Genomic DNA, 23,507 nt, shown 5'->3' with positions numbered 1-23,507 from the left:
GGGTGGTCGCGCAGCCCGCGACCGGCACTCCGTGCAGTGTGAACAAGAATTCCAAGGATACCCGCAACATGACGAGCGAGCAGGCTAGCGCCGCCACCTTTACCATCAGCGTTCAACCCAGTGGCCGCACCTTCACCGCCCAAGGCGACGAGATGATCCTTGCCGCCGCGATCCGCAGCGGTGTCGGCCTGCCCTATTCCTGCAAGGACGGCTCCTGCGGCTCGTGCAAGTGCAAGAAGCTCAGCGGCTCGGTAGTACACAAGGAGCACGCCGAGAAGGCGCTGTCCGCCGCCGAGGAGGAAGCCGGCTTCGTCCTGACCTGCAGTGCCCGAGCGCTCACCGACGTGGTGCTCGAGTCGCGCCAGGTCACCGATGAAAGCGCCTTCCCGGTCAAGAAGCTGCCCGTGCGCGTGGCCGCGCTTGAGCGCCTCTCGCATGACGTGATGCGCGTGAAGCTGCAGCTGCCCGCAGCCGATCAGTTCAAGTACCACGCCGGCCAGTACATCGAATTCATCCTGCGCGACGGCGCAAGGCGCGCCTACTCCATGGCCACGGCCCCGCACTTCCAGGAACAGGCACCGGGCGTCGAGCTCCATATCCGCCACATGAGCGGCGGCAAGTTCACCGATCATGTGTTCGGCGCGATGAAGGAGAAGGAAATCCTCCGCGTGGAAGGCCCGTTCGGCAGCTTCTTCCTGCGCGAGGACTCCGACAAGCCCATCATCCTGCTGGCCTCCGGAACGGGCTTCGCGCCCGTGAAGGCGCTGATCGAGCACATGCAGCACAAGGGCACGCAGCGCCCGATCACGCTGTACTGGGGCGGCCGCCGCCCCGCCGACCTGTACATGGACGCATGGGTGCGCGAGCGCGCGGCCCAGATGCCGAACCTGAGCTACGTGCCCGTGGTCTCCCATGCCGAGCCCGACGACCAGTGGAGCGGCCGCACGGGCTTCGTGCACAAGGCCGTCATGGAGGACTTCGCCGACCTGTCGGGGCACCAGGTCTATGCCTGCGGCGCGCCCATCGTGGTGGACTCCGCGCGCAGCGAATACTCCGCCGACCGCGGCCTGCCGGAGGAAGAGTTCTTCGCCGACGCCTTCACATCGGAAGCCGACAAGCACGCGGCCTGATACGGCGTCAGGAAATCAGCTGCCTGCACAGTTCCGCGCAGTGCTGGCAGCTCTCGGCGCAATCCTGGCAATGATCGGCCTCGTGCTTCTCGCATTCGGCGGCGCAGCTCTCGCAGATGCGCGCGCACAATTCGCAGATCGCGGGAACCTGCGCACTGTCCCGCGCCATGGCGGCCGCTGCAAAACGGCACGCATCAGCGCAATCCATGTCGATGGCCACGCAGTTGAGCATGTGCTCCGCGTGCACGTCCCGCAGGCAGGCTGCAGCGCAGAAGTCGCACAGCAGGGCACAGCGCGAACAGGCAGCGATGCACTCCCAGTAGCGGGATTCAGACAGAGAGGTGGGTGCGTCCAGCATGTCACTCCTTTCCGCATGCAATCGTGTACGCGCACGGCAGGGTCGCACGGCGCGCAATTCCGTTTATAGGAAGACTGTGACATGCCGATTTGTAGGACATGACTGCAATCTGCACAGGGAAGTTGCAACCGAAACCCGCCACTTGTCAGATTTTTTTGCACAATAGATAGCTTATGAACCGCAGAAACCTTCTTCTTTCGACTGCCGCCGCCCTGGCGCTTGCAGCCCCACTGGCACCGTTGACCGCGCACGCCGAGCAGGATGCGCCGATCCGCCTTGTCGTTCCCTATGCTCCCGGTGGTCCTCTGGACGTCACCTCGCGCATCCTGGCCGAACGCGTTCGCGACTCCCTCGGTGTGGTGGTCGTGGACAACAAGGCCGGCGCGGGCGGAAACATCGGTGCCGACATCGTCGCCAAGGCCGCGCATGACGGCCTGACGATCGGCCTCGCCGCCACCGCAACCCATGCGGTGAACCCCTGGCTGTTCTCGAAGATGCCCTACAACGCGGACAAGGACTTCGCCGGCATCACGCAGATGGTCCGCGTGCCCAATGTTCTGGTGATCAACGCCGCCCATGCGGACAAGCTGGGCATCCGCTCGGTCGAGGACCTGATCACCTATGCCAAGAGCCACCCCGGCAAGCTGAACTACGGCAGCGGCGGCAATGGCAGCGCCGGCCACCTGGCCGGTGAAATGTTCAAGCAGCGCGCAGGCATCTATGCGCTGCACATTCCCTATCGCGGCGCCAACCCCGCCCAGCTTGCATTGCTGGCCGGAGAGGTCGACTTCAACATCGACAACCTCGCCGCCGCGGCCCCCAACATCAAGGCTGGCAAGCTCAAGGCCCTGGCCGTGACATCGCTGGACGAGTCGCCCATGCTGCCGGGCGTGCCTCCCCTGTCCAAGATCTTCAAGGGCTTCTCGATCGATACCTGGTGGGGCCTGGTCGCTCCGGCAGGAACGCCCAAGCCGGTGATCGACAAGCTCAACAAGGCCTTTACCGACGCACTCAAGTCGCCGGAAACCAAGGCCAAGTTCGCCAGCCTGATGGCCGAGCCCGTGCCCACCACGCCCGAGCAATTCGACCAGTTCATGGCTGCCGAACGCGCCAAGTACCAGAAGCTGGTGAAGGCCTCGGGCGCAAAGGTCGACTGAGACCCGACATCCGGCGCCGAGCGCCGATGCCGCCCCAACGTCAAAGTAAAAGTAAAAAGCAAAAGGCTCCTGCAGTCAGCGGACTGCAGGAGCCTTTTTCATTTTCAGTCAGCCGCCGGCTGGCATCCAATCCGCGGCATCAACCAGGCGCTCGATGCGCTGCTGCGTCACCGCCTGCTTCTGCTCCGGCGAGAGCCGGTCCAGGACGTCGCCTCCGAGCAGTTCCACCATCGGCAGCACCACGAATGCCCGCTCGCTCCATCGCGGATGGGGAAGCGTCAGGCGATCGGTGTTCATGGAAAGGTCCCCATAGCGCACGATGTCGAGGTCGAGCGTGCGGGGAGCGTTGCGGTAGGGGCGCTCGCGGCCCGCATCCAGCTCGATGCGCTGCAGCGCGGCAAGCAGTTCGAGCGGTGAGAGCGCCGTACGGATCTCGGCCACCGCGTTCAGATAGTCCGGCCCGCCCGCATCGACCGGAGCGCTGCCGTAAAGCGACGACACCCGCGCCACGGTGGTCGAGGAGAGCGCCGCAATACGCTGCACGGCGCCGATCAATGCCGAACGCGCATCGCCCAGGTTGGCGCCCAGCCCGATCCAGGCCGTGTGCTCCCCCGCCGGCGTGTGACCCGAGTCCATCAATCCTGGGCACCGCCCGACGCGGAACCCTCGCCTCCCGGCGCCTTGGGTTTGCGGCGACGGCGACGCTTCTTGGCCGCTGCGGCCGGAGGGTCGCCGACTTCGAGATGATCGAAGCCGCCTTCGGGTTCCCGGGGCGTCTTCGGCTTGGCCTTGGGCGCTGCCTGCTGTGCGTCGTCGGCCTGCTGTCCATGGGCCTGGGCAGGGCCGGATTTGGGGGCCCGCTTGGCTGCCGGCTGGGCCTTGCGCTGCTTTGCGCGCTGCTCCTCGCGCGCCTGCTCGATCATGTCGTCGCGGCGCGCATCATCGGCCAGCTGGAACTTCTGCCACCAATCGGCCAGTTGCTCCTCGACCTCGCCCACATCGGCGCGCAGGCGCAGGAAATCGAAACCGGCACGGAAGCGCAGATGGGCGACCATGCCATGCGGTGTCGAGCCCGTGCGCTTTTCAAAGCGCGGCTGCATCACCCAGATCTCGCGCATGTCGGCCGCCAGCTTGCCGCGGCCCGACACGTCGCCGATACGCTTGTCGAACACGTCGTCGATCGCATCCTGCAGGGCGGGGAAGGCGTGCTGTCGCTGCATGCGCTGCTCCCAGCCTGTCTTCACGTCCTGCCACAGCACACAGGCCAGCAGGAAGCTGGGCGCCACCGTCTTGCCCTCGCCCACGCGGCGATCGGTATCAGCGAGCGCGGCCTGCACGAAGGGGTTGTCCGCGCGCTCCACCACCACGTCGAGCAGCGGGTAGATGCCCTTGGCAAGGCCCAGCGCCTTCAACTGCTCGATGGACGCGATGGCATGACCGGTCTGCAGCAGCTTGAGCATTTCGTCGAACAGCCGGCTTTGCGGCACGTCGTTCAGCAGGTGCTCCGACTCGACCAACGGCTTGGCGGTCTTCGCGTCGAGCTTGAACCCGCGCTGCGAGAGCTTGGCCGCAAAGCGCACGGCACGGATGATGCGAACGGGATCCTCGCGGTAGCGCGTGGCCGGGTCGCCGATCATGCGCAGCACCTTCTTCTTGGCGTCCTCGATACCCTTGTGGAAGTCCACGACGACCTGGGTCTCCGGGTCGTAGTACATCGCGTTCACGGTGAAGTCGCGGCGGGTGGCGTCCTCGTCCTGCGGACCCCAGACGTTGTCACGCAGCACACGGCCGCTCGCGTCCACCGCATGCTGCATGCTGGCGAGCTGCGCCTTGCTGGTCTTCTCGTTGCCCGACACCAGTTCGGCAGCGGAATTGTCGAGATAGGCGCGAAAGGTGGAGACCTCGATCACCTCGTGCTCGCGGCCTCGCCCGTACACCACGTGCACGATGCGAAAGCGCTTGCCGATGATGAACGCGCGGCGGAACAGGTTCTTGACCTGCTCCGGCGTGGCGTTGGTGGCCACGTCGAAATCCTTGGGACGCAGGCCCAGCAGCAGGTCGCGCACCGCGCCGCCGACGATGTAGGCCTCGAAACCCGCCTGCTTCAGGGTGTGGACGACGTCGCTCGCGCGCTTGTCCACCAGTTCCGGGTCGATGCCGTGCACCGAGACGGGCACATCCACGCGCTTGCCGAAGCGGTTCTTGGTGCGGGTGCCGCCGCCGGACGATTTGCCCAGCAATTTGTCGATGAAGGTCTTGATCATGGCTCTTGTGGGAACAGGTCCAGAATGCGCCAGCCCTTTTGCTGCGCCAGGGCGCGCAGGCGCGCGTCGGGATTGGTCGCAACCGGATGTTGCACCTTTTCCAGGAGCGGTACATCGTTCATGGAATCGCTGTAGAACGTGCACTCCACATCGTCCCACCCCAGATTGCGTTCCTTGAGCCAGGCCTCCATGCGATGCACCTTGCCCTCGCGCATAGAGGGGATGCCTTCGATCTCGCCCGTGATCCAGCCCGCCTCGTCGCGGCTGAGCTGCACCGCGATGAGGTGCTTCACGCCCAGTTCGCGGGCGATGGGTGCGGTGACGAACTCGTTGGTGGCGGTGATGATGACGATCTCGTCGCCTGCCTCCAGGTGGGAGCGCAGCAGATCGCGGGCGACCGGCTTGATCGCCGGGCGGATCACCTCGTCCATGAACCGCTCGTGCGCCGCGGCCGCCTGTTCGGCACCGCGCACGCGCACGGCCTCGGTGGCGAAGCGGACATAGTCGTGCACGTCGAGGCGGCCGGCAAGGTAGTCGTCGAAGAAGGCCTGGTTGCGACGGCCGAACTCGTCCTTGTCGGCCCAGCCGATGCGGATGGAGAACTCGCCCCATTCAAAGTCGGAGTCGAGCGGGAGCAGAGTGTGGTCCAGATCAAACAGTGCCAGTCGCGGCCGTTGCACCTGAGTTGTTGAATTCATTCTTGTTGATATGTTGATGAGGCCGATCTGGCTTGCCAGTACCCGGCGCCCGGGTCATTCGTGCTGCAGCATGTCCTTGAGCAAGGGAATGGTGATGGCGCGCTTCTCGCGCAGCGAATAGCTGTCCAGCTTGCCCAGCAATTGCATCAGGCTGCCCAGGTCGCGCGAGAAACGCTTGAGCATGTAATCCATCACCTCGTCCGAGAGGAACACGCCGCGCGCATCGGCTTCCTGGCGCAGCACCTTGCGGCGCTCGGTTTCGTCCAGGAAATGCAGCTGGAACACATGGCCCCAGCCCAACCGGCTGCGCAGGTCGTCGCGCAGCGGCAGATCGGCCGGCGGCAGTTCGCCCGCCGCCAGCACCCAGCGCGGATTGCCCGACGCCGGGTTCAGCGCGTTGATGAACCAGTTGAAGGCCGCCGCCTGCTGCTTGCTGTTGTAGAAATGCACCTCATCCATGATGACGGCCACCCAGCGCTCGCTGAAGGCCGCCGGATCGCTCACGGAGGCATCCAGCCAGCCGACCGACTGGCCCTGTTCGCGCAATGCTTCGTATGCGGCACGCAACAGATGGGTCTTGCCGCATCCCGACTCGCCCCACAGATAGGTGGGAACAGGCGAGCGCACATAGTTGTGGCCGGAGCCGACCGACAGGCGCAGGTGCGCCAGCGCCTCCTCGTTGGTGCCAACGAAGAAACGGTCGAAGGTCGGTCCCGGCGCGAGGCCGATGTCCAGCGCCAGCTGCTTCACGCCGCCCTCCCGCAGACCGCCCGCGCACGGGCATGCAGCCGGATTACGGCGGAATGGACTGTGACGACGTTCTCAGGATGAAGTGGCATGGAGCAAACAACCGGGGCCATGCAGCCGGCAACTGCACCGTGAAAAGAGGAGCGATCCACTCGCCACGGTACCGGTTGAGCCGGCGCAGCCCACAATGACGGCAGGCGGAATGTCGTTGATTTTAGTGCCATGAGGCGGGTCATCCTTTCAAGAGATGAAATTGGGAGCAAAACAGCACCGCAAGCGTCTCCTTTGCCGCACGATTGCCAGTGGATTGCCAGTGGGAAGGCGCACGGTATTTCCGGCAGATGAGGCAAGCCCTTAAAATCCCCCTGTTCTGCCTGCCGCGCAGGCTCCAAGCCCCCCTGAATTGCGATCCATGAGCTCCTCCACTCCTTCCACTCCCATTTCCTACAAAGACGCTGGTGTCGACATCGATGCGGGCGACGCGCTCGTCGAACGCATCAAGCCGCTGGCCAAGAAGACCATGCGCGAAGGGGTGATGGCCGGAATTGGCGGCTTCGGTGCGCTCTTCGAGGTCCCCAAGCGCTACAAGGAACCCGTTCTGGTCTCCGGCACCGACGGCGTGGGCACCAAGCTCAAGCTGGCCTTCGAATGGAACATGCACGACACCGTGGGCATCGACCTCGTGGCCATGAGCGTCAACGACGTGCTGGTGCAAGGCGCCGAGCCGCTGTTCTTCCTTGACTACTTCGCCTGCGGCAAGCTGCATGTGGACACGGCGGCGGCGGTGGTCGGCGGCATCGCCAAGGGCTGCGAGCTCTCCGGCTGCGCGCTGATCGGCGGCGAAACCGCCGAAATGCCCGGCATGTATCCCGATGGCGAATACGACCTGGCCGGCTTCGCCGTCGGTGCAGTCGAGAAGTCGAAGATCCTGACCGGCCAGGACGTGAAGCCTGGCGACGTGGTCCTGGGCCTCGCCTCTGCGGGTGTTCACTCCAATGGTTTCTCGCTGGTACGCAAGTGCATCGACCGCGCCGAGAGCCAGGCAAGCATTCCCGCCACCCTCGACGGCAAGCCGTTCAAGCAGGCCATCATGGAGCCCACGCGCCTGTACGTGAAGAACGTTCTGGCGGCCCTGGAAAAGCACCCGATCAAGGCACTGGCCCACATCACCGGTGGTGGCCTGCTCGAGAACATCCCGCGCGTGCTGCCCGAGGGCACGGCCGCCCACCTGAAGGCCGGCAGCTGGCCCCAGACCGAACTGTTCGCCTGGCTGCAGAAGACCGCCGGCATCGATGACATCGAGATGAACCGCACCTTCAACAACGGCATCGGCATGGTTGTCGTCGTTCCCGCCGAAGCCGCCGAGGCCACCGCGGCGACGCTGCGCTCGCTCGGCGAAACGGTGTACCAGATCGGCGCGATCGCCGAGCGCGGCAACGGCGCCGCCGTGGTCGTGGCCTGATTCCCGACGCGTCGCCGCCCATGCAGCCCGCGTCGCCTCCGCCAGCGCACGACACCGCGCACACACCGCCCGAGCCGACGCCCTCCCCGGGCGCGGGCTCGCCCCGGGGCTTCCACGGCACCCAGGGCGTGAAGATCGCCAGCTATCTCCTGATGGCGGCCACGCTCCTCATGGTGCTGCACTACAGTCTGCTGCCGGGCCTGCTGAGCGTCTGCCTCGGCTTCCTCGTCACGCGCTGGCTGGCGGTCAAGTTCACCTGGGTGCGACGCCGCTTTCCGCGCAAGCCCGGCAAGGTGGGCTTCGGCCCCGCGCTCGCCGCCACCCTCGTGGTGCTGGCGCCCATGCTGCTCGTGGCGCTTGCGCTCTCGCACTCGCGCACCTACATCGTCGATGCGCCCCAGCAATACCGGGAACTGCTCGACTATCTGGCCGACACGGTGCTGGAACTGCGCGACAAGCTGCCCTCCGATCTCGGCGCCACCCTGCCCGACGGTGCGGAAGAGCTGCAGAAGATGATCGCGGGCTACCTCGCGGCCAAGGCAGGCGCCCTCGCCATGGCCGGCCGGGCATGGCTTACCGGACTGCTCTACGCCTATGTGGGCCTGCTGATCGGCGCGCTGGCCGCCGTGCGCCACATCAGCCCGCGACGCGGACCCCTCGCCGTGCAGCTCATCAAGCGCATCACCCTCTTTGGCGAGGCCTTCCGGCAGATCGTGGCGGCACAGTTCTGGATTGCCTCGTTCAACACGGTGCTCACGGCGCTCTTCCTGCTGGCCATCCTGCCCGTATGGGGTCTGAAGCTGCCCTACACCCCCGCGCTGATCACCCTCACCTTCTTTGCCGGACTGATCCCCATCGTCGGCAACCTGCTCTGCAACGCGGTGATCACGCTCGTCGGGCTGTCGGTGTCCCCGGTCGCTGCAGCGGCCTGCCTTGCGTTCCTGATCCTGATCCACAAGGCCGAGTACGTCATCAACGCCAAGGTGGTCGGCACGCGCACGCACATGGGGGTCTGGGAGCTCCTGGCCGTGATGTTCGTGGCCGAGGCCATCTTCGGTCCGTCCGGCCTGGTGGCAGCGCCACTGTTCTATGCCTACCTGAAGAAGGAGCTGGAAGCGGAGCGCCTGGTCTGAGCGCTGAAGAACGCTCCGGTCGCCCGCCACCCGGCCACCCGGCCACCCGGCCACCCGGCCACCCGGTGAACATCACCGATTGATTAACGTCAATCCGGTGATGTGCCGCCCCTGATTGGACTCTCGAGGCTTCCATTCTGGTGCAGGCATCGGCTATGCTGGTGCCCGTCCATGGAGTTTCAAGGCCCCGATGACGGAGGTCCGGCATGGAGACTCCATGGGATCCATTACCAACGGACAGCTGCTGTCCGAATTCCTCAGAGACACTGGAGACTTTGCATGACCATTCTGGTTGCCTACGTCGCACGCCCCGAAGGCCGCGCGGCCCTCGACAAGGGGATTGAAATCGCTACCCGCCGCAATGAAACGCTGGTGGTCGTGAATGCCGGCCCCGGCGGCCATCAGGAAGATCCCGCGCTGATCAGTGGCTATGAGGCCGAGCGCGTCGAGGAGCGTCTGGCATCCCTGCCGATCAAGGCCGAGTTCAAGCAGTTCGTGCGCGGCAAGAGTGCGATCGATGAAATCGACGACCTGGTCAAGGAGCTCCAGGTCTCCGTGCTGGTAATCGGCCTGCGCAAGCGCACCGCCGTGGGCAAGCTGCTGCTGGGCAGCATGGCGCAGGAAATCCTGATGAACGTGGATTGCCCGGTGCTCTGCGTGAAGGCCAGCTGAGAGCCCCACGCACCCCGCCCTTCCATGAAAAAACTGCGCGGCCCCTGACAGGGCCACGCAGTTTTTCTGTTTGGCGGGTTCCCGCAGTTCCCCCGCCCCGCTCAGTATGTCTGCGGCACGATCATGCTCTGCGGCACGGGCTGGCGGATGTAGTCCGGGTGGCGCACACGCTCTGGCAACACCACCTCCGGGTGCTGCACCTCCGCGTAGGGCATCTGCGACAGCAGGTGCGAAATGCAGTTCAGGCGCGCCTTCTTCTTGTCGTCTGCCGGCACGACCCACCAGGGCGCCTCGGGGATGTGCGTGCGCTCCAGCATGACTTCCTTGGCCTTGGTGTACTCCTCCCAGCGCACCCGGCTTTGCAGGTCCATGGGGCTCAGCTTCCACTGCTTGAGCGGGTCGTGGATGCGGCCGAGGAAGCGCAGGTGCTGCTCTTCGTCGGTGATCGAGAACCAGTACTTGATGAGGCGAATGCCCGAACGCACGAGCATCTTCTCGAACTCCGGCACGCTGCGGAAGAACTCCTCGTATTCGTCGTCGGTGCAGAAGCCCATCACATGCTCGACACCCGCGCGGTTGTACCAGCTGCGATCGAACAGGACGATCTCGCCGGCGGCCGGCAGATGCGACACATAGCGCTGGAAGTACCACTGCGTGCGCTCGCGGTCGTTGGGAGCAGGCAGCGCCGCCACCCGGGCCACGCGCGGATTGAGGCGCTGGGTGATGCGCTTGATGACCCCGCCCTTGCCGGCCGCGTCGCGGCCCTCGAACAGGATCACGACCTTTTGGCGCGACTGCTGGACCCAGTCCTGCAGCTTGACGAGCTCGCCCTGGAGGCGGAAGAGATTCTTGAAGTAGTTGCGGCGCGCCTCGTTGTCGAGCAGCGGCCTCTCGCCGTTCTCGTCGAGATAGCGATCGTCGATTTCCTGCTCCAGCTCCTCGTCATAGCTGTCCATGAGATCGTCCGCCATGCGTTGCATGAAGTCTTGAGGTTCGAGTGCAGAATTTTGAAACATAGGGATTGCCTATAAACACACTCAAATCATGCAAGGAGAGCATGACATACATATGACATTTCGGCGTCTGTCACATGATCGACACAATCACCCGCACCCGCCAGTCCCGGGGCGTACGGCCGGCTCAGCTCTGGGACTCGCGCAACCGCAGCAGCAGTTCCTGGATGGCATCGGCATCGATCGAGGAGCCCTCGTGCGCCAGGTAGGTCTCCAGGTCGCGGATCGCCTCCTGCATGTGGCCGCGCTCGACGTGGGCAAACCCGCGATCACGCCATTCATTCCAGGCCTGCGGCAGCAATGCGATCAGTCGGCACTCGACATCGATCATGCGCTGCCAGTCGCCCTCCGCACGATGGATTTCCTTGAGGTTGCGCAGCATGCGCACCAGGATCTGGCGCGGGGAGGCGGCGCGCAGATAGTCCGAGAGCTCGTGCGCACTGCCATCCACGTCGTCGACGCTGTTCGGCACGAAGGTATCGATGCGCTCGCTCAGCTCCTCGCGCGACAGCGATCGTCCCGTGGTCGGGTCGATCACCACCTGCCCTTCCGGCAGTTGTGCCTTGACCAGGAAATGCCCCGGAAAGGAAATGCCGTGCACGCGCAGGTTGACGCTCTGAGCAAGCTCCAGCCACAACACGGCCAGCGAGATCGGAATGCCGCGCCGCGTGCGCAACACCGCATTCAGGTAGCTGTTGTCCGGATCGTAGTAGTTGTTCAGGTTGCCGCTGAAGCCCAGTTCGGAAAAGAAGAACTGGTTGAGCGCGTTGAGCCTGCGCATGGGCTCAGCGCCCGGCGGGATGGACCGCTTGAGCCGCAGCTGCAGCTGGTCCACTTCGTCGAGCACTTCCTGCACGTCCAGCTGGGGATAGGCATCCTGGGAAATGCAGACAGCTGCTTCGAGCAGGGGAATGGTTTCATGCCGGTTTCCCTCCTGCACCAGGCAGGCAAAATATTCCAGCGGTGTGGGGACGTTGAATTGCAGTGCCATGATCGTTGCCTCAGCTTCTGAACGTTGGTGTGCGAAACACCCCGTTCAGTTCCTTTCTCCAGTCGAACATCGGCCCGGAGAGCCGTCCTGCTGTCCGTTTGCACAAGAATTATCTGCGCAAAATCTGCCGCAGATTCAGCCTGACCGCCCAGAGCACTCCGAAGTACACCACCATAGCCCCAATCAACAGGGCCGCCAGTAGGCCAACACGCCACAATGCGTGCGCCCGCAAGGCAATCCAGTCGAAGTGCTGGTTGCCCCACCAGAGAAAGAGGGTGAGCAGCACGCTCGCCGCGAGCACCTGCAGCAGGAACCGGCCCCAGCCCGGCTGCGGCTGGTAGCTGCCGCGCCGCAGCAGTCCGATCAGCAGCCACGCGGCATTGAGCAGCGCCCCCAGTCCGATCGACAGCGCCAGCCCGGCATGGGCGAGCATGGGCACCAGCACCACGTTGAGCAGTTGCGTGACGATGAGCACGGCAATCGCGATCTTCACCGGCGTGCGGATGTTCTGCGCCGCATAGTAGCCCGGTGCCAGCACCTTCACCGCCACCAGGCCGATCAGGCCCACGCCGTAGCCTTGCAGCGCGATGGTGATCTGGCGCACGTCGCCGTCGGTCAGCTTTCCATGATGGAACAGCGTGGCTACCAGCGGCTCGGCGAAGAACAGCAGGCCGATGGCGCACGGCACGCTCAGCAGCACGACGATGCGCAGGCCCCAGTCCAGCATGGCCGAGTATTTCTGCTGGTCCCCGGTGGCCCTGGCCGTCGCGAGCTGTGCGGTGAGCACCACGCCGAGCGCCACGCCCAGCAGCGCAGTGGGAAACTCCATGAGACGGTCGGCGTAGAACAGCCAGGTCACGCTGCCCTGGGTCAGGTAGGACGCAATCTGCGTATTGATCATCAGCGAGAACTGGGCAACTCCCACGCCCAGCAGTGCCGGCACCATGAGCTTGAGGATGCGGTGCACACCCTCGTTCGCCGCGGCCTCGCGGATCGCCGACCACGACACCCCGATGCGCGGCAGCATGCCGAGCCTGGCCAGCGCCGGAAACTGCACCGCCAGCTGCAGGATGCCGCCGATGACGACGCCACCCACCATCGCGTAGATCGGCTCGATGCCATGGCGCGCGAAGATCGGCGCACCAATGACGGCAGCCGCGATCATGCTCAGGTTCAGCAGCACGGGGGTGAGCGCGGACACCGCATAGCGGCGCCAGGTGTTGAGCACTCCAGCAGACAGCGCCACCAGCGACATGAACCCGATGTAGGGGAACATCCAGCGCGTCATCAGCACTGCCGCCTCCATGCCCCCCTGCTCGGTACGCAGGCCGCTTGCCAGCAGCCACACCAGCACCGGAGCACCCACCACACCCAGGATGCAGGTCACCAGCAGAATCCAGAACAGCACGGTGGCGACCGCATTCACCAGTTGCCGGGTGTCCTCGTCCCCGTTCTGCGCCTTGTGCGTGGCAAGCACCGGCACGAAGGCCTGGCTGAACGCTCCTTCGGCGAACAGTCTACGGAACAGGTTGGGTATGCGAAAGGCGACGTTGAACGCGTCGGTCAGAACATTGGCCCCGAACATGGAGGCCATGAGCAAATCCCGCACCAGCCCCAGAACGCGCGAAGCGAGGGTGAGCAGCGAGACGGTGGAGGCGGCTTTGAACAGTGACACGAGCGCCAGTGTATGCGCATATGCACAGGCAATCCGCACCGGATGGCTTGTCCAGAATGCCTCCAGAGGTACCCAATGTCACGGAAAAATCTGCTGACACCTTGCCGGCCGACCCGCCGCCGTCCTCCCCTCCAGGCACCTCCCGCCCGTGCGGTGTCGCACGCAAGAAGGTTTCGGGCTATAATGCTTGGCTTTGCTGACATCATCCTCAGACATTTAAGGAATACATACCATGGCATCCAAGCCAAAGAAAAAGAACCCCCGCCTTGCCTCCGGCCGCAAGCGCGCACGTCAGAACGTCAAGCTGAACGCAGCCAACACTTCGCTGCGTTCGAAGTACCGTACAGCAGTCAAGAACGTCGAAAAGGCTGTTCTGGCTGGTGACAAGACCAAGGCAACCGAACTGTTCGCCAAGGCCCAATCCGTGCTGGACACGATCGCCGACAAGGGCATCTTCCACAAGAACAAGGCAGCTCGCGACAAGAGCCGCCTGTCCGCCAAGGTCAAGGCCCTGGCAGTCGCAGCCGCCTGACTCTCTTCAGGCAAACACAGCCCGGGTAGTTGAACGACAAGAACAATTACCCGCCGTTTGCAACGGGTGCGCTGTCAGCAAAAACGAAGAAACCGCCGAAAGGCGGTTTTTTTGTTGCTGGGGTCTTCTTTTAGGACAGAGGCCGGGAGTGTCCAGCGCCGCGAAACCCGCAACACCACCCGGTCCGCATCAACGGAAGATCTTGAAACGCTCCTCGTCCGACATGAAGGACTTTTCACCAAACGGCTTCTCATTCGAGCCGAACGGCATCTGCGCACGCAGCGCCCACGACTTCGGAATGCCCCAGGTGCTGGCGACCTGTTCGTCGATCACCGGGGAATAGTGCTGCAGGCTGGCACCGATGCCGACATCCGCCAGCGTCGTCCAGACAGCGTACTGCGCCATGCCCGCGGAATGCTCCGAGAACATCGGGAACTTGTCCGCATACAGCGGGAAGTTCTGCTGAAGCGTCTTCACCACGTCCTGGTCCTCGAAGAACAGCACCGAGCCCGCGCCAGCGGCAAAGCTGCTCATCTTGTTGTCGGTGTTGGCGAAGGCATCGGCCGGCACCATGGGACGCAGCACTTCGCGCGTGATGTTCCACAGCTTCTCATGCTGGGCGCCCCACAGGATCACCACGCGCGAGCTCTGCGAGTTGAATGACGAAGGTGCCTGGCGCACCGCTTCGCGGATCAGGCCTTCCACCTCGGTTTCGGAGATGGGGAGATGCTTGCCGAGGGCGTATTGCGTGCGGCGCTTGGTAAACAGCGAAATGGCGGTGTTGGTGGCAATGTTGGTCATGGAAGTCCAGTGAAGTGTCAAACCCAAAACCCATGGCCGAGGGCAGTGCCCGCAGCCCATGGGATCGAATCAGTCTATTGCACAGCTGCCCTACACGCGTGAAACCAGCATACATGCCCGTAAATGCACGGGGATTTGCGCGCCCCATCCTCGCAAAGCGCACTTTTCCATCATTACGCCGGAAATCAAAAAGGCCTGAGATTCAGGCCTTTGGATCGGGGAGATAGCATGCTTCGGCTATCTGCAGGTTGTTGTCTCTGGCGAAATTCAGCACAAAATCCCATGCCATGGGCTCGTACGCCTGCAACTCGCGGTTGACCACCACGCATTTCACGCCGTTCATGCTGGTGGGAATGCACCAGGGCGAGTAGCTCAGGTGGCTCCCGGGGCTGGCGCCACCGGGCCGGAATTGACTCATCACCCCCGCCAGTCGCTCGGCCCAGTCGCTTGGGCGGAAGGTTCTCCCCTCTTGGGTGATACCTTGAATGAAGACTTCTTTTGCGTCGGGAGAGACCATCGGTGAGGCGTCGTGAATTGTGATCCGCGGCATCGTGCGCCGCGTGGGGGAATTCTAACTCTTATATAAGAGACAAGACCGAATGGCCTTGCAAAGCCCTTTTGCAATAAAAACGATGCATTGATGTATGCATTTCACACATAAGCACACCTTCACGGGCATGAACCGGTGAAATGGGTATCTCCGCAGCGCCGCGGCACCGTGCCGCCACGCATGACAGTGATGCGGAATACTCAACGAAGATGTCTTGAGCAACCCCTAGAATTGCATCTCGTTCGATCGGCGATAGTGCCGATCTTGTGTTTCTCAGCTATGTCAGGAGATTTCCGCATGACCGCTTTTGTCGAGGCAGCCTCGCCCCACGTGATGAACACCTATGGCCGCGTTCCAATCGCCCTGGAACGAGGACAAGGTGTGCGACTGTGGGACGTGAACGGCAAGGAGTACCTCGACGGACTGGCAGGCATCGCCGTGAACACGCTGGGCCACAACCACCCCAAGTTCGTCCCCGCGCTGCAGGACCAGGTCGCCAAGCTGATCCACACCTCCAACTACTATCACGTGCCCGGCCAGGAAGTGCTGGCCAAGCTGCTCATCGAGCGCGCGAAGATGGACAACGTGTTCTTCTGCAGCACCGGCCTTGAAGCCAACGAGGCAGCGATCAAGATCGCCCGCAAGTACGGCGTGGACAAGGGCATCGCCAACCCGGTCATCGTGGTGTACGAGCATGCCTTCCATGGCCGCTCCATCGCCACCATGACGGCCACCGGCAACCCCAAGGTGCGCAACGGCTTCGGCCAGCTGCTCGACGGCTTCCTGCGCGTGCCCGTGAACGACATCGAGGCGCTCAAGAAGGCCACCGAAGGCAACCCCAATGTCGTCGCCGTGATGATGGAGCCGATCCAGGGCGAAGGCGGCCTGCACCCGATGCGCGTCGAGTACATGCAGCAGGTGCGCGCGCTGTGCGACGCCAACGAATGGCTGATGATCTTCGACGAAGTGCAGGCGGGCATGGGCCGCACCGGCAAGTGGTTCGCGCACCAGTGGGCCGGCATCGTCCCCGACGTGATGACCCTGGCCAAGGGCCTGGGCTCGGGCGTGCCGATCGGCGCCGTGGTGGCGCGCGGCAAGGCATCGACCGTGCTGCAGCCGGGCAACCACGGTACCACCTTCGGCGGCAACCCGCTGGCGATGCGCGCCGGTGTGGAAACCATCCGCATCATGGAAGAGGACAAGCTGCTGGAAAACGCCGCCGACGTGGGCGCGCACCTCAAGGCGGCACTGCAGCAAGCCCTGGGGAATGTGCCGGGCGTGGTGGACATCCGCGGCCAGGGCCTGATCATCGGCATCGAGCTCGACCGCCCCTGCGGTGTGCTGCTGAACCTTGGTGCCGAGGCCGGCCTGCTGTTCTCGGTGACCGCGGACACCGTGATCCGCCTCGTGCCGGCCCTGATCCTCTCGCGCGCCGAAGCCGATGAGATCGTGGCGCGCCTCACTCCGCTGGTCACGAAGTTCCTCACCGAAGGAGCCGCACAGCAATGAAGCACTACCTGCAGTTCTCCGACCTGACGGCCGACGACTACAACTACCTGTTCTCGCGCGCGGCCATCATCAAGGGCAAGTTCAAGAGCTACGAGAAATATCACCCGCTGTTCGACCGCACGCTGGCCATGATCTTCGAGAAGGCCAGCACGCGCACCCGCGTGAGTTTCGAGGCGGGCATGTACCAGTTGGGCGGCAGCGTGGTGCACCTGACCACGGGCGACAGCCAGCTGGGCCGCTCCGAGCCCATCGACGACAGCGCCCGGGTGATCAGCCGCATGACCGACCTGGTGATGATCCGCACGTTCGAGCAGAGCAAGATCGAGCGCTTTGCCGCCAACTCGCGCGTGCCGGTCATCAACGGCCTGACCAACGAATTCCATCCCTGCCAGATCATGGCCGACATCTTCACCTTCATCGAGCACCGCGGCTCGATCGCGGGCAAGACCGTCGCCTGGGTGGGTGACGGCAACAATATGGCCAACACCTGGCTGCAGGCGGCCGAGCTGCTGGACTTCACCGTCCACGTGAGCACGCCGAGCGGCTACGAAGTGGACGAGAAGCTCGCCTTCGGCGGACGCACGCCACGCGAAGGTTGCTACAAGGTCTTCGCTGACCCGATGGAAGCCTGCAAGGGTGCCGACCTCGTCACCACGGACGTCTGGACCAGCATGGGCTATGAAGCCGAGAACGAAAAGCGCATGAAGGCCTTTGCCGACTGGTGCGTGGACTCGGACATGATGGCCGCCGCGAAGTCCGATGCCCTGTTCATGCACTGCCTGCCCGCACATCGCGGCGAGGAAGTGATGGCCGATGTGATCGACGGCCCACAATCCGTCGTCTGGGACGAGGCAGAAAACAGAATGCACGTGCAAAAGGCACTCATGGAGTTCCTTTTGCTCGGCCGCATCTCGGCCTGATCACGCACATCCGTCATCATGGTTCAGGCACATCTTCACACCAAGACCCTGAACCACAACACCACCCCAGGTACGCCTGGCCCCGGCCTGCCCTCACGGTCTCCGTGCGGCAGGCTTTTTCTTTGCCCCCTGCGCATCGAGCGCCTGCAGGGCGATCGCCGCAAGCTCACGCGGCTGCGCCATATCCGCGCCTCGCGCATTCCGGGCCACTACGGTCCGCGTGAACACCTCACGCTGGCCGTGCGTGCGCTGCATGTACGCATTCATACCTTCACGCTGAAGTTTCTCCAGGGACATACCTGAGTCTTCCGGACCGACTCCTCCAACGCACCTTCTGGCCGCGCATTTCCACGCGGCCGGCGGGCGTGTCGACGACCTCCAGAACAACTCCGCTATCTCCCATCATGTCCAACGACACGAACACCCTTCACCCGTGCGTCACCTGCGGCGCCTGCTGCCACAACTACCGCGTGGAATTCCCGATCTATGAACTGCTGTCGATGGGCGGCAGCGTGCCCGACGAACTCACCCATGTGGTCAACGGCAACCGCGTGCGCATGAACGGCACCGCACAGTTTCCGGTGCGCTGCGAGGCACTGATCGGCGCCTGCGGTGAGCAATCGATCTGCAGCATCTACGAACAGCGCTCATCCACCTGCCGCAACTTCGAATTCGACACCGACCGCTGCCATGAGGCACGCGCCAGGCATGGCCTGCCGCCACTCACGCCCATCGATCCCATCTGGCCGCTCGCGGCGTGAGTTCTTTCGGCATTTTTTCTCTCCCATTAACTCAGTCAATATCAAGAACAATCATTACCTCACACAATAATCATAAAACAATCAAAATTCATAAAATCGCTTTTTCATAAACATAGATTTAATCAAATCAAATAAATTATTTTTAATAAAATTTAAAACAAAAAGTCTGTTCCCTGACAGACCCACGACTTGAAGATATTTAAATTCAATTCCGCATATCCCTCAATTAATGACAGGAGACATACGGTGATATCTTCAAGACAAATTGGCATTTCAAGGATTGCAATTCACTCCATTATTTTCAGCACCATGCTGAGCGCATGCGGGGGAGGCACAAGCAAGGCCCCTGGCCATTTTTCCGATGTTTCATCTCAACAGGCCTGCAACCTGCTCAACGGGAAAACCGTGGGCGAGGCGGCCATGCAAGCGACATCCGTTCCAATGCAAGCCGGTACGCCGGCATATTGCAAAGTCCAGGGCCTGATCAGCCCATCCTTGCGATTTGAATTGCGCCTGCCCGAGCGCTGGAATGGCAAGCTGCATTTTTGGGGCGGAGGCGGATACAACGGCTTCGTTCAGCCATTGACGGGCGCCAACGCCAATGCTCAGCGCCCACTCGTGGCCCTGAAGGCGGGGTATGCGACGGTCTCGACAGATTCAGGACACCAATCGGCAAGCAATCGCGATGCAAGCTTTGCGCTCAATGATGCTCATGCCGCGGAGCTGTTTGGCAGTCTGGCGGTTCCGACAGTCATGTCCAGCGTTGTCAAGGCACTGGCCCAGGCCTATGGCAGCACCCCGAGCCGCTCTTACTTCGAGGGCTGCTCCAATGGCGGAAGAGAAGCAATGATCAATGCACAGCGCTTCCCCGAGCTCTTCGATGGCATCATTGCCCGCGCGCCAGCCTATCCGTGGGCCGCACTCATGGGGCATTTCCACACCAACATGCTCGCCCTCTCGAAGCCTGGCGCGATGTTCTCCCCAGCCAAGGTTTCGCTGCTTGCCGGACATGTTCGCGCAGCATGCGATGCGCTTGACGGGGTCGAGGATGGCGTCGTCTCCCACACCCAGGCCTGTACAGCCCAGCTCGTCAACATCCAGGCCCTGCGCTGCAAGGGGGGAATGGAAGACGGAGACTCCTGTCTCTCCGACGCACAGTTGGCCGTCGTGCAGGAATGGACATCAGACGCGCAATGGCCCGGCACCCCAGGCCTTCGCGCAGCCGGCTGGAGCCTGAACGGCAACGAGGATGGCCCCAGCAACTGGGCGACCTGGCTGCTGGGCAATGGTCAGGTCACCCAGGCCATCCAATACCTCTACCAGGACTCCACGTTCAAGAACTATCTGGCCAAGAATCCTGGGGCAGATTCACTCCGTCAGGGCAACTGGGAACGGGATCCCGACGCGCTCAAGATGCTGTCCAGGCTCAACGACGCCACCAATCCGGACCTCCGTCCTTTCCTGAACCGGGGAGGAAAGTTCATCATGTGGCACGGGACCAGTGATCCCGCCATCAGCAAGAACCTCAGCCTGGAATACTTCCGCAATATGCGCAATGCCGTAGGCACCGCACAGTCTGACGCCTCCACGCGCTTGTATCTTGCACCGGGAGTCGACCACTGCAATGGCGGTGCAGGAGCCGACTCCAGCGACCTGCTTGCCGCACTGGATCGCTGGGTCGCACAGGGTGCAGCGCCGCAAACACTTCTCGCAGAAAAACTTGACGGCAACGGCGCCCCCGTCCTTGCACGCCCCCTATGCGCCTATCCGCAGTATCCGCGCTACGTGGGGCCCGCAGCAGACGCCGCCGCGGCACGGCTCGCATCCAACTATGTGTGCGACCGCCCGTAGGCCCTTTGGTTCGCTCGCCCCCACTCACACCAGCATGCCCAGCATGACCACCGCCAGCAACGTCACGTAGATCTGCGCATGCAACCGGTCGGGAATCCGGCCGATCAGCGGCGCGGCCAACCGCATGCCGATGAGCGAGCCCGCCACCAGCAGCGCGAATGCGGAAAGGTCCACGTAGCCCCAATGCAGGCCCGGCAGGGTCGGGGCGCTTTGCAGGCCGACGAGCAGGTAGGTGGCGGCGCCAGCGATGCCGACAGGCAGCGTCAGGGGGTTGGCCATGGCGGTGGAGACGGTCATGCTGAGCCCGCGGCGGCGCATCAGGGGCACGGTCATCACGCTGCCACCCACCCCCAGGCAGGAGGCGATGACGCCGATGCCCATGCCGAGGAACGCGGTGGTGGTGGACGAGGGAATCGGGGCAGGCTCGGACTCGCTCTGCCGGGTGCTTCTGATGAACCCCGGGCGCAGCAGGCAGTCGATGATCGTGACCAGCAGGTAGATGACGAAGGCCCAGCGCACCCATGCGCCCTTCACGACCATGGCCAGAATGGCTCCGCACACGGCACCGACGCCGATCCAGAGCACCAGCGGCCAGAGCTGCTCCCGCACGATGTTGCCCTTGCGGGCATGGCGCCGCGTTGCCAGCGCCGACGACACCACCATCACGCAGACCGACGTGGCCACCGCCACCTGCATGGCAGCTCCGGCAGCGGCCGCGTTGTCTCCCGCCAGCGCCTTCATGACGTGGTAGAGCAAGGGCACGATCACGAAGCCTCCTCCAAATCCGAACAGCACCGTGCTCACTCCGGCCAGAACGCTTGCAACGGCAAGCAGCGCATAGATCAACATCATCGACATGAACGGGCAACTCCTTTGCGATCAAGGATAGGTTGAAGTCCCGGAGCCCGAATGCGCAAAACGGACAACTAAATGAGCAAATGCGCCAATGAGGCCGTTATCAAAAGCGGACGAATGCCCAGCAAAAAAGCCCTGCACGATGCCGTGCAGGGCTTGCTTTCAGGATCAAAGAACAGGTTCGATCAGCCGTTGCGCGGCTCTTTCACGTGTCCATGGAACACGATGGGCTTCGAGTCCTGCGCATCCAGCGAACCGCCGGAACTGTGGCACGAGCCACCACCACCCGATCCGGCGGGGCTGTCGCAGCTGCTGCAGCCACTGCCGCACCCGGAGACCTGCGCCAGCTTCGGATTGATCCGCCCGAGCGGGTTGCGCCATTTCTGCGGCATGTAGCGCCACAACAGGTACAGCGCGGCGACCGCGATGATCAGGGCGACGATGAGCGATTGGGACATGATGGCATCCTCCTGCAAACTGGAAAAATCAACCCGCTCCCATTGCAACGGCTACGTGGTAGACGATGAAGCAGGCGATGTAGGCCAGGCCGAACAGGTAGCCCGCCATGATGGCCACATAGCGCCAGCTGTTGGTCTCGCGGCGCACCGTGGCCAGCGTGGCAAGGCATTGCGGGGCGAAGATGAACCAGGTCAGCAGCGACAGCGCCGTGGCCAGCGACCACTGGTCGGCGATCAGCGGGCCGAGCTGGGCCGCCGTGTCGTCGGCGGAGGCGGACAGCGCGTACACCGTCCCGAGCGCGCTCACCGCCACTTCACGCGCGGCCATGCCGGGCACCAGCGCAATGCAGATCTGCCAGTTGAAGCCGATGGGCGCGAACACCAGCGCCATGGCCTCGCCGATGCGGCCCGCCAGGCTGTAGGTGATGGCGGGTTCGGTCGCTCCGTCGGGCGCGCCTGGGAACGATGACAGGAACCACAGCACGATGGTCAGCGCCAGGATGATGCCACCCACGCGCTTCAGGAAGATCACCGCACGTTCGTACAGGCCGATGACCAGGCTTCGCAGGCTGGGCCAGCGATAGGCCGGCAGCTCCATCAGCAGCGCCGCCCGTCCCTGCCGCGCACCGAAGCGCTTGGCAACGAAGGCCACGGCCATCGCGCTCACGATACCCGCGACGTACAGCGCGAACAGAACCAGGCCCTGCAGGTTGAAGATGCCGCCGATGGTGCGCGCGGGAATGAACGCGCCGATCAGCAGTGCATACACAGGCAGGCGTGCCGAGCAGGTCATCAGCGGAGCGATCATGATGGTGACCAGGCGGTCGCGCCAGCTTGGGATGGAGCGTGCTGCCATCACGCCCGGAATGGCGCAGGCAAAGCTCGAGAGCAGCGGGATGAAGGAGCGGCCCGACAGGCCCACCGTTCCCATGAGGCGGTCCAGCAGAAAGGCGGCACGCGGCAGATAGCCCGAATCCTCCAGCACCAGGATGAAGAAGAACAGGATCAGGATCTGCGGCAGGAACACGATGACGCCGCCGGCGCCCGCGATCACGCCATCGGCCAGCAGGCTGCGCAGCGGCCCATCGGCCATGTGCCCGTTCAGCCACTCGGCTGTCTGGGCCGTGGTCGCATCGATGAAATCCATGGGCACCGCGGCCCAGGCGAACACGGCCTGGAAAATCAGGAACAGCAGAGCCGCCAGCAGCACCAGCCCCCACACGGGGTGCAGGACCACCGCGTCGATGCGGTCATCGCGCGCCAGTTGCACCGGCGGCGCCTTCACGGCCAGATCGAGGATGCGGCGCACCTCGTCGTGCAGCGCAAGAACCCGCTGCTGCGCATCGCCCTGCGGCTCCTCGCGGCGTGCGGGCTTGAGGGCCTTCACCTGACCGGAGTCGATCCACTTCAGCAGGTTCTGCGCGCCATCGGTCTTCACGGCAACGGTCGAGATCACAGGCACGCCCAGCTCGCGTGAAAGCACCTCCTCGTCGATCTGGATACCCTGCTTGCGGGCCATGTCGCTCATGTTGAGCACCAGCACCATGGGCAGGCCCAGGTTGCGGGCCTCGAGGACGAGGCGCAGGTTGAGGCGCAGGTGGGTCGCATCGGTCACGCAGGCCACCAGCTCGGGCAGGGGCTCACCCGTGCGACGCCCCAGCAGCACATCGCGCGTGACGGCCTCGTCCAGGCTTTGCGCATGCAAGCTGTAGGCACCTGGAAGATCCAGCATGCGCACCCGCCTGCCGCCGGCGGTCGTGAACCATCCTTCCTTGCGCTCCACGGTCACGCCGGCATAGTTGGCCACTTTCTGCCGCGCGCCGGTCATCAGGTTGAACAACGCCGTCTTGCCGCAGTTGGGATTGCCCAACAGCGCCACATGCAACGGGGCACCTGTGGAATCTCCTGGCGATGTGGTGGTGGTCGATGCACTGCTCATCTGTTCTTGCCCTCGTATCCTGTTCTGTCTG

24 protein-coding genes are annotated in these 23,507 nt (G+C 63.6%); 11 read left to right on the top strand and 13 right to left on the bottom strand.

Annotated features, from left to right (window positions below; genetic code table 11):
* Nucleotides 1-68 precede the first annotated feature (68 nt).
* The gene (locus tag H9K76_RS06290; RefSeq protein ID WP_187600483.1) at nucleotides 69-1,130 is read left to right on the top strand and encodes a CDP-6-deoxy-delta-3,4-glucoseen reductase; all 1,062 of its coding nucleotides are present in this window, start codon (nucleotides 69-71) and stop codon (nucleotides 1,128-1,130) included.
* A 7-nt stretch (nucleotides 1,131-1,137) separates the two neighbouring features.
* Here the strand turns inward: H9K76_RS06290 and H9K76_RS06285 are convergent, their stop codons facing one another.
* Complete coding sequence (locus tag H9K76_RS06285) at nucleotides 1,138-1,488, bottom strand: four-helix bundle copper-binding protein (RefSeq protein WP_187598838.1); 351 nt, start codon at nucleotides 1,486-1,488, stop codon at nucleotides 1,138-1,140.
* Nucleotides 1,489-1,661: 173 nt separating this feature from the next.
* On the opposite strand from H9K76_RS06285, the gene H9K76_RS06280 reads away from it, so the two are divergent.
* Nucleotides 1,662-2,645, top strand: a complete 984-nt coding sequence (locus H9K76_RS06280) for a Bug family tripartite tricarboxylate transporter substrate binding protein (RefSeq protein WP_187598836.1) — start codon at nucleotides 1,662-1,664, stop codon at nucleotides 2,643-2,645.
* A gap of 108 nt (nucleotides 2,646-2,753) precedes the next feature.
* Here the strand turns inward: H9K76_RS06280 and folK are convergent, their stop codons facing one another.
* The 4 genes from folK to hda are packed head-to-tail and all read right to left on the bottom strand — an operon-like array spanning nucleotide 2,754 to nucleotide 6,357.
* The gene (folK, locus tag H9K76_RS06275) at nucleotides 2,754-3,281 is read right to left on the bottom strand and encodes a 2-amino-4-hydroxy-6-hydroxymethyldihydropteridine diphosphokinase (protein ID WP_187598834.1); all 528 of its coding nucleotides are present in this window, start codon (nucleotides 3,279-3,281) and stop codon (nucleotides 2,754-2,756) included.
* Nucleotides 3,281-4,909, bottom strand: coding sequence for a polynucleotide adenylyltransferase PcnB (pcnB, locus tag H9K76_RS06270; RefSeq protein WP_187598832.1), 1,629 nt, complete (start codon nucleotides 4,907-4,909; stop codon nucleotides 3,281-3,283). The genes folK and pcnB overlap by 1 nt, the downstream gene beginning before the upstream one ends.
* Nucleotides 4,906-5,607 (bottom strand): histidinol-phosphatase, encoded by a 702-nt coding sequence (locus H9K76_RS06265; protein ID WP_187598830.1) that lies wholly within the window; start codon nucleotides 5,605-5,607, stop codon nucleotides 4,906-4,908. The genes pcnB and H9K76_RS06265 overlap by 4 nt, the downstream gene beginning before the upstream one ends.
* Before the next feature lie 54 nt (nucleotides 5,608-5,661).
* Entirely contained in the window at nucleotides 5,662-6,357 is a 696-nt protein-coding gene (hda, locus tag H9K76_RS06260; RefSeq protein ID WP_187598829.1) for a DnaA regulatory inactivator Hda, read from the bottom strand.
* Nucleotides 6,358-6,766: 409 nt separating this feature from the next.
* Here hda and purM point away from each other — a divergent pair, with 409 nt between their 5' ends.
* From purM to H9K76_RS06245, 3 genes are all read left to right on the top strand, one after another.
* The gene (purM, locus tag H9K76_RS06255; protein WP_187598827.1) at nucleotides 6,767-7,816 is read left to right on the top strand and encodes a phosphoribosylformylglycinamidine cyclo-ligase; all 1,050 of its coding nucleotides are present in this window, start codon (nucleotides 6,767-6,769) and stop codon (nucleotides 7,814-7,816) included.
* Between the two features lie 20 nt (nucleotides 7,817-7,836).
* On the top strand, nucleotides 7,837-8,949 hold the full coding sequence (locus tag H9K76_RS06250) for an AI-2E family transporter (protein WP_187598825.1): 1,113 nt from the start codon (nucleotides 7,837-7,839) through the stop codon (nucleotides 8,947-8,949).
* Nucleotides 8,950-9,228: 279 nt separating this feature from the next.
* Nucleotides 9,229-9,621 carry a universal stress protein gene (locus H9K76_RS06245; protein ID WP_187598823.1) on the top strand — a complete coding sequence of 131 codons (393 nt, stop codon included), beginning with the start codon at nucleotides 9,229-9,231 and terminating at the stop codon, nucleotides 9,619-9,621.
* Nucleotides 9,622-9,722: 101 nt separating this feature from the next.
* Here H9K76_RS06245 and ppk2 read toward each other — a convergent pair whose 3' ends face one another.
* From ppk2 to murJ, 3 genes are all read right to left on the bottom strand, one after another.
* On the bottom strand, nucleotides 9,723-10,637 hold the full coding sequence (gene ppk2 / locus H9K76_RS06240; RefSeq protein WP_187598821.1) for a polyphosphate kinase 2: 915 nt from the start codon (nucleotides 10,635-10,637) through the stop codon (nucleotides 9,723-9,725).
* A gap of 124 nt (nucleotides 10,638-10,761) precedes the next feature.
* Nucleotides 10,762-11,625 (bottom strand): SirB1 family protein, encoded by an 864-nt coding sequence (locus H9K76_RS06235; protein ID WP_187598819.1) that lies wholly within the window; start codon nucleotides 11,623-11,625, stop codon nucleotides 10,762-10,764.
* A 109-nt stretch (nucleotides 11,626-11,734) separates the two neighbouring features.
* Nucleotides 11,735-13,300, bottom strand: coding sequence for a murein biosynthesis integral membrane protein MurJ (murJ, locus tag H9K76_RS06230; RefSeq protein WP_187598817.1), 1,566 nt, complete (start codon nucleotides 13,298-13,300; stop codon nucleotides 11,735-11,737).
* A 232-nt stretch (nucleotides 13,301-13,532) separates the two neighbouring features.
* Here murJ and rpsT point away from each other — a divergent pair, with 232 nt between their 5' ends.
* Nucleotides 13,533-13,832 carry a 30S ribosomal protein S20 gene (gene rpsT, locus H9K76_RS06225; protein ID WP_187598815.1) on the top strand — a complete coding sequence of 100 codons (300 nt, stop codon included), beginning with the start codon at nucleotides 13,533-13,535 and terminating at the stop codon, nucleotides 13,830-13,832.
* A gap of 189 nt (nucleotides 13,833-14,021) precedes the next feature.
* Here the strand turns inward: rpsT and H9K76_RS06220 are convergent, their stop codons facing one another.
* Entirely contained in the window at nucleotides 14,022-14,633 is a 612-nt protein-coding gene (locus H9K76_RS06220) for a nitroreductase family protein (RefSeq protein ID WP_187598813.1), read from the bottom strand.
* A gap of 202 nt (nucleotides 14,634-14,835) precedes the next feature.
* A complete protein-coding gene (locus tag H9K76_RS06215) occupies nucleotides 14,836-15,150 on the bottom strand; it encodes a DUF3579 domain-containing protein (RefSeq protein ID WP_187598812.1) in 315 nt (104 codons plus the stop codon).
* Nucleotides 15,151-15,480: 330 nt separating this feature from the next.
* On the opposite strand from H9K76_RS06215, the gene H9K76_RS06210 reads away from it, so the two are divergent.
* The 5 genes from H9K76_RS06210 to H9K76_RS06190 all read left to right on the top strand — a co-directional run bounded on the left by H9K76_RS06210 (nucleotide 15,481) and on the right by H9K76_RS06190 (nucleotide 20,224).
* Entirely contained in the window at nucleotides 15,481-16,692 is a 1,212-nt protein-coding gene (locus H9K76_RS06210) for an aspartate aminotransferase family protein (protein WP_187598810.1), read from the top strand.
* Nucleotides 16,689-17,612, top strand: a complete 924-nt coding sequence (gene argF / locus H9K76_RS06205) for an ornithine carbamoyltransferase (protein WP_187598809.1) — start codon at nucleotides 16,689-16,691, stop codon at nucleotides 17,610-17,612. The genes H9K76_RS06210 and argF overlap by 4 nt, the downstream gene beginning before the upstream one ends.
* Before the next feature lie 18 nt (nucleotides 17,613-17,630).
* Entirely contained in the window at nucleotides 17,631-17,915 is a 285-nt protein-coding gene (locus H9K76_RS06200; protein ID WP_187598807.1) for a hypothetical protein, read from the top strand.
* A gap of 101 nt (nucleotides 17,916-18,016) precedes the next feature.
* Nucleotides 18,017-18,373 carry a YkgJ family cysteine cluster protein gene (locus H9K76_RS06195; protein WP_187598806.1) on the top strand — a complete coding sequence of 119 codons (357 nt, stop codon included), beginning with the start codon at nucleotides 18,017-18,019 and terminating at the stop codon, nucleotides 18,371-18,373.
* A 189-nt stretch (nucleotides 18,374-18,562) separates the two neighbouring features.
* A complete protein-coding gene (locus H9K76_RS06190; protein ID WP_246475341.1) occupies nucleotides 18,563-20,224 on the top strand; it encodes a tannase/feruloyl esterase family alpha/beta hydrolase in 1,662 nt (553 codons plus the stop codon).
* Between the two features lie 24 nt (nucleotides 20,225-20,248).
* Here H9K76_RS06190 and H9K76_RS06185 read toward each other — a convergent pair whose 3' ends face one another.
* The 3 genes from H9K76_RS06185 to feoB form a co-directional block, all read right to left on the bottom strand.
* Nucleotides 20,249-21,073: a sulfite exporter TauE/SafE family protein gene (locus tag H9K76_RS06185; RefSeq protein ID WP_187600481.1), complete on the bottom strand. Its 825-nt coding sequence runs from the start codon at nucleotides 21,071-21,073 to the stop codon at nucleotides 20,249-20,251.
* Between the two features lie 191 nt (nucleotides 21,074-21,264).
* On the bottom strand, nucleotides 21,265-21,537 hold the full coding sequence (locus tag H9K76_RS06180; protein ID WP_187598805.1) for a hypothetical protein: 273 nt from the start codon (nucleotides 21,535-21,537) through the stop codon (nucleotides 21,265-21,267).
* Between the two features lie 28 nt (nucleotides 21,538-21,565).
* Nucleotides 21,566-23,476, bottom strand: a complete 1,911-nt coding sequence (gene feoB, locus H9K76_RS06175; protein WP_187598804.1) for a ferrous iron transporter B — start codon at nucleotides 23,474-23,476, stop codon at nucleotides 21,566-21,568.
* Nucleotides 23,477-23,507: the final 31 nt, after the last annotated feature.

This window comes from Diaphorobacter ruginosibacter, from assembly GCF_014395975.1.
Lineage (GTDB): Bacteria > Pseudomonadota > Gammaproteobacteria > Burkholderiales > Burkholderiaceae_C > Diaphorobacter_A > Diaphorobacter_A ruginosibacter.
Note: the sequence above shows the minus strand (reverse complement) of the source record. Positions and strands in the feature narration are given on the sequence as shown.

What these genes read in the sequence shown, in the direction of transcription:
- H9K76_RS06290 (WP_187600483.1), top strand. Translation starts at nt 69, where the DNA reads ATGACGAGCGAGCAGGCTAGCGCCGCCACCTTTACCATCAGCGTTCAA.
- H9K76_RS06285 (WP_187598838.1), bottom strand. Translation starts at nt 1,488, where the DNA reads ATGCTGGACGCACCCACCTCTCTGTCTGAATCCCGCTACTGGGAGTGC.
- H9K76_RS06280 (WP_187598836.1), top strand. Translation starts at nt 1,662, where the DNA reads ATGAACCGCAGAAACCTTCTTCTTTCGACTGCCGCCGCCCTGGCGCTT.
- folK (WP_187598834.1), bottom strand. Translation starts at nt 3,281, where the DNA reads ATGGACTCGGGTCACACGCCGGCGGGGGAGCACACGGCCTGGATCGGG.
- pcnB (WP_187598832.1), bottom strand. Translation starts at nt 4,909, where the DNA reads ATGATCAAGACCTTCATCGACAAATTGCTGGGCAAATCGTCCGGCGGC.
- H9K76_RS06265 (WP_187598830.1), bottom strand. Translation starts at nt 5,607, where the DNA reads ATGAATTCAACAACTCAGGTGCAACGGCCGCGACTGGCACTGTTTGAT.
- purM (WP_187598827.1), top strand. Translation starts at nt 6,767, where the DNA reads ATGAGCTCCTCCACTCCTTCCACTCCCATTTCCTACAAAGACGCTGGT.
- H9K76_RS06250 (WP_187598825.1), top strand. Translation starts at nt 7,837, where the DNA reads ATGCAGCCCGCGTCGCCTCCGCCAGCGCACGACACCGCGCACACACCG.
- H9K76_RS06245 (WP_187598823.1), top strand. Translation starts at nt 9,229, where the DNA reads ATGACCATTCTGGTTGCCTACGTCGCACGCCCCGAAGGCCGCGCGGCC.
- ppk2 (WP_187598821.1), bottom strand. Translation starts at nt 10,637, where the DNA reads ATGTTTCAAAATTCTGCACTCGAACCTCAAGACTTCATGCAACGCATG.
- H9K76_RS06235 (WP_187598819.1), bottom strand. Translation starts at nt 11,625, where the DNA reads ATGGCACTGCAATTCAACGTCCCCACACCGCTGGAATATTTTGCCTGC.
- rpsT (WP_187598815.1), top strand. Translation starts at nt 13,533, where the DNA reads ATGGCATCCAAGCCAAAGAAAAAGAACCCCCGCCTTGCCTCCGGCCGC.
- H9K76_RS06220 (WP_187598813.1), bottom strand. Translation starts at nt 14,633, where the DNA reads ATGACCAACATTGCCACCAACACCGCCATTTCGCTGTTTACCAAGCGC.
- H9K76_RS06215 (WP_187598812.1), bottom strand. Translation starts at nt 15,150, where the DNA reads ATGGTCTCTCCCGACGCAAAAGAAGTCTTCATTCAAGGTATCACCCAA.
- H9K76_RS06210 (WP_187598810.1), top strand. Translation starts at nt 15,481, where the DNA reads ATGACCGCTTTTGTCGAGGCAGCCTCGCCCCACGTGATGAACACCTAT.
- argF (WP_187598809.1), top strand. Translation starts at nt 16,689, where the DNA reads ATGAAGCACTACCTGCAGTTCTCCGACCTGACGGCCGACGACTACAAC.
- H9K76_RS06200 (WP_187598807.1), top strand. Translation starts at nt 17,631, where the DNA reads ATGGTTCAGGCACATCTTCACACCAAGACCCTGAACCACAACACCACC.
- H9K76_RS06195 (WP_187598806.1), top strand. Translation starts at nt 18,017, where the DNA reads ATGTCCAACGACACGAACACCCTTCACCCGTGCGTCACCTGCGGCGCC.
- H9K76_RS06185 (WP_187600481.1), bottom strand. Translation starts at nt 21,073, where the DNA reads ATGTTGATCTATGCGCTGCTTGCCGTTGCAAGCGTTCTGGCCGGAGTG.
- H9K76_RS06180 (WP_187598805.1), bottom strand. Translation starts at nt 21,537, where the DNA reads ATGTCCCAATCGCTCATCGTCGCCCTGATCATCGCGGTCGCCGCGCTG.
- feoB (WP_187598804.1), bottom strand. Translation starts at nt 23,476, where the DNA reads ATGAGCAGTGCATCGACCACCACCACATCGCCAGGAGATTCCACAGGT.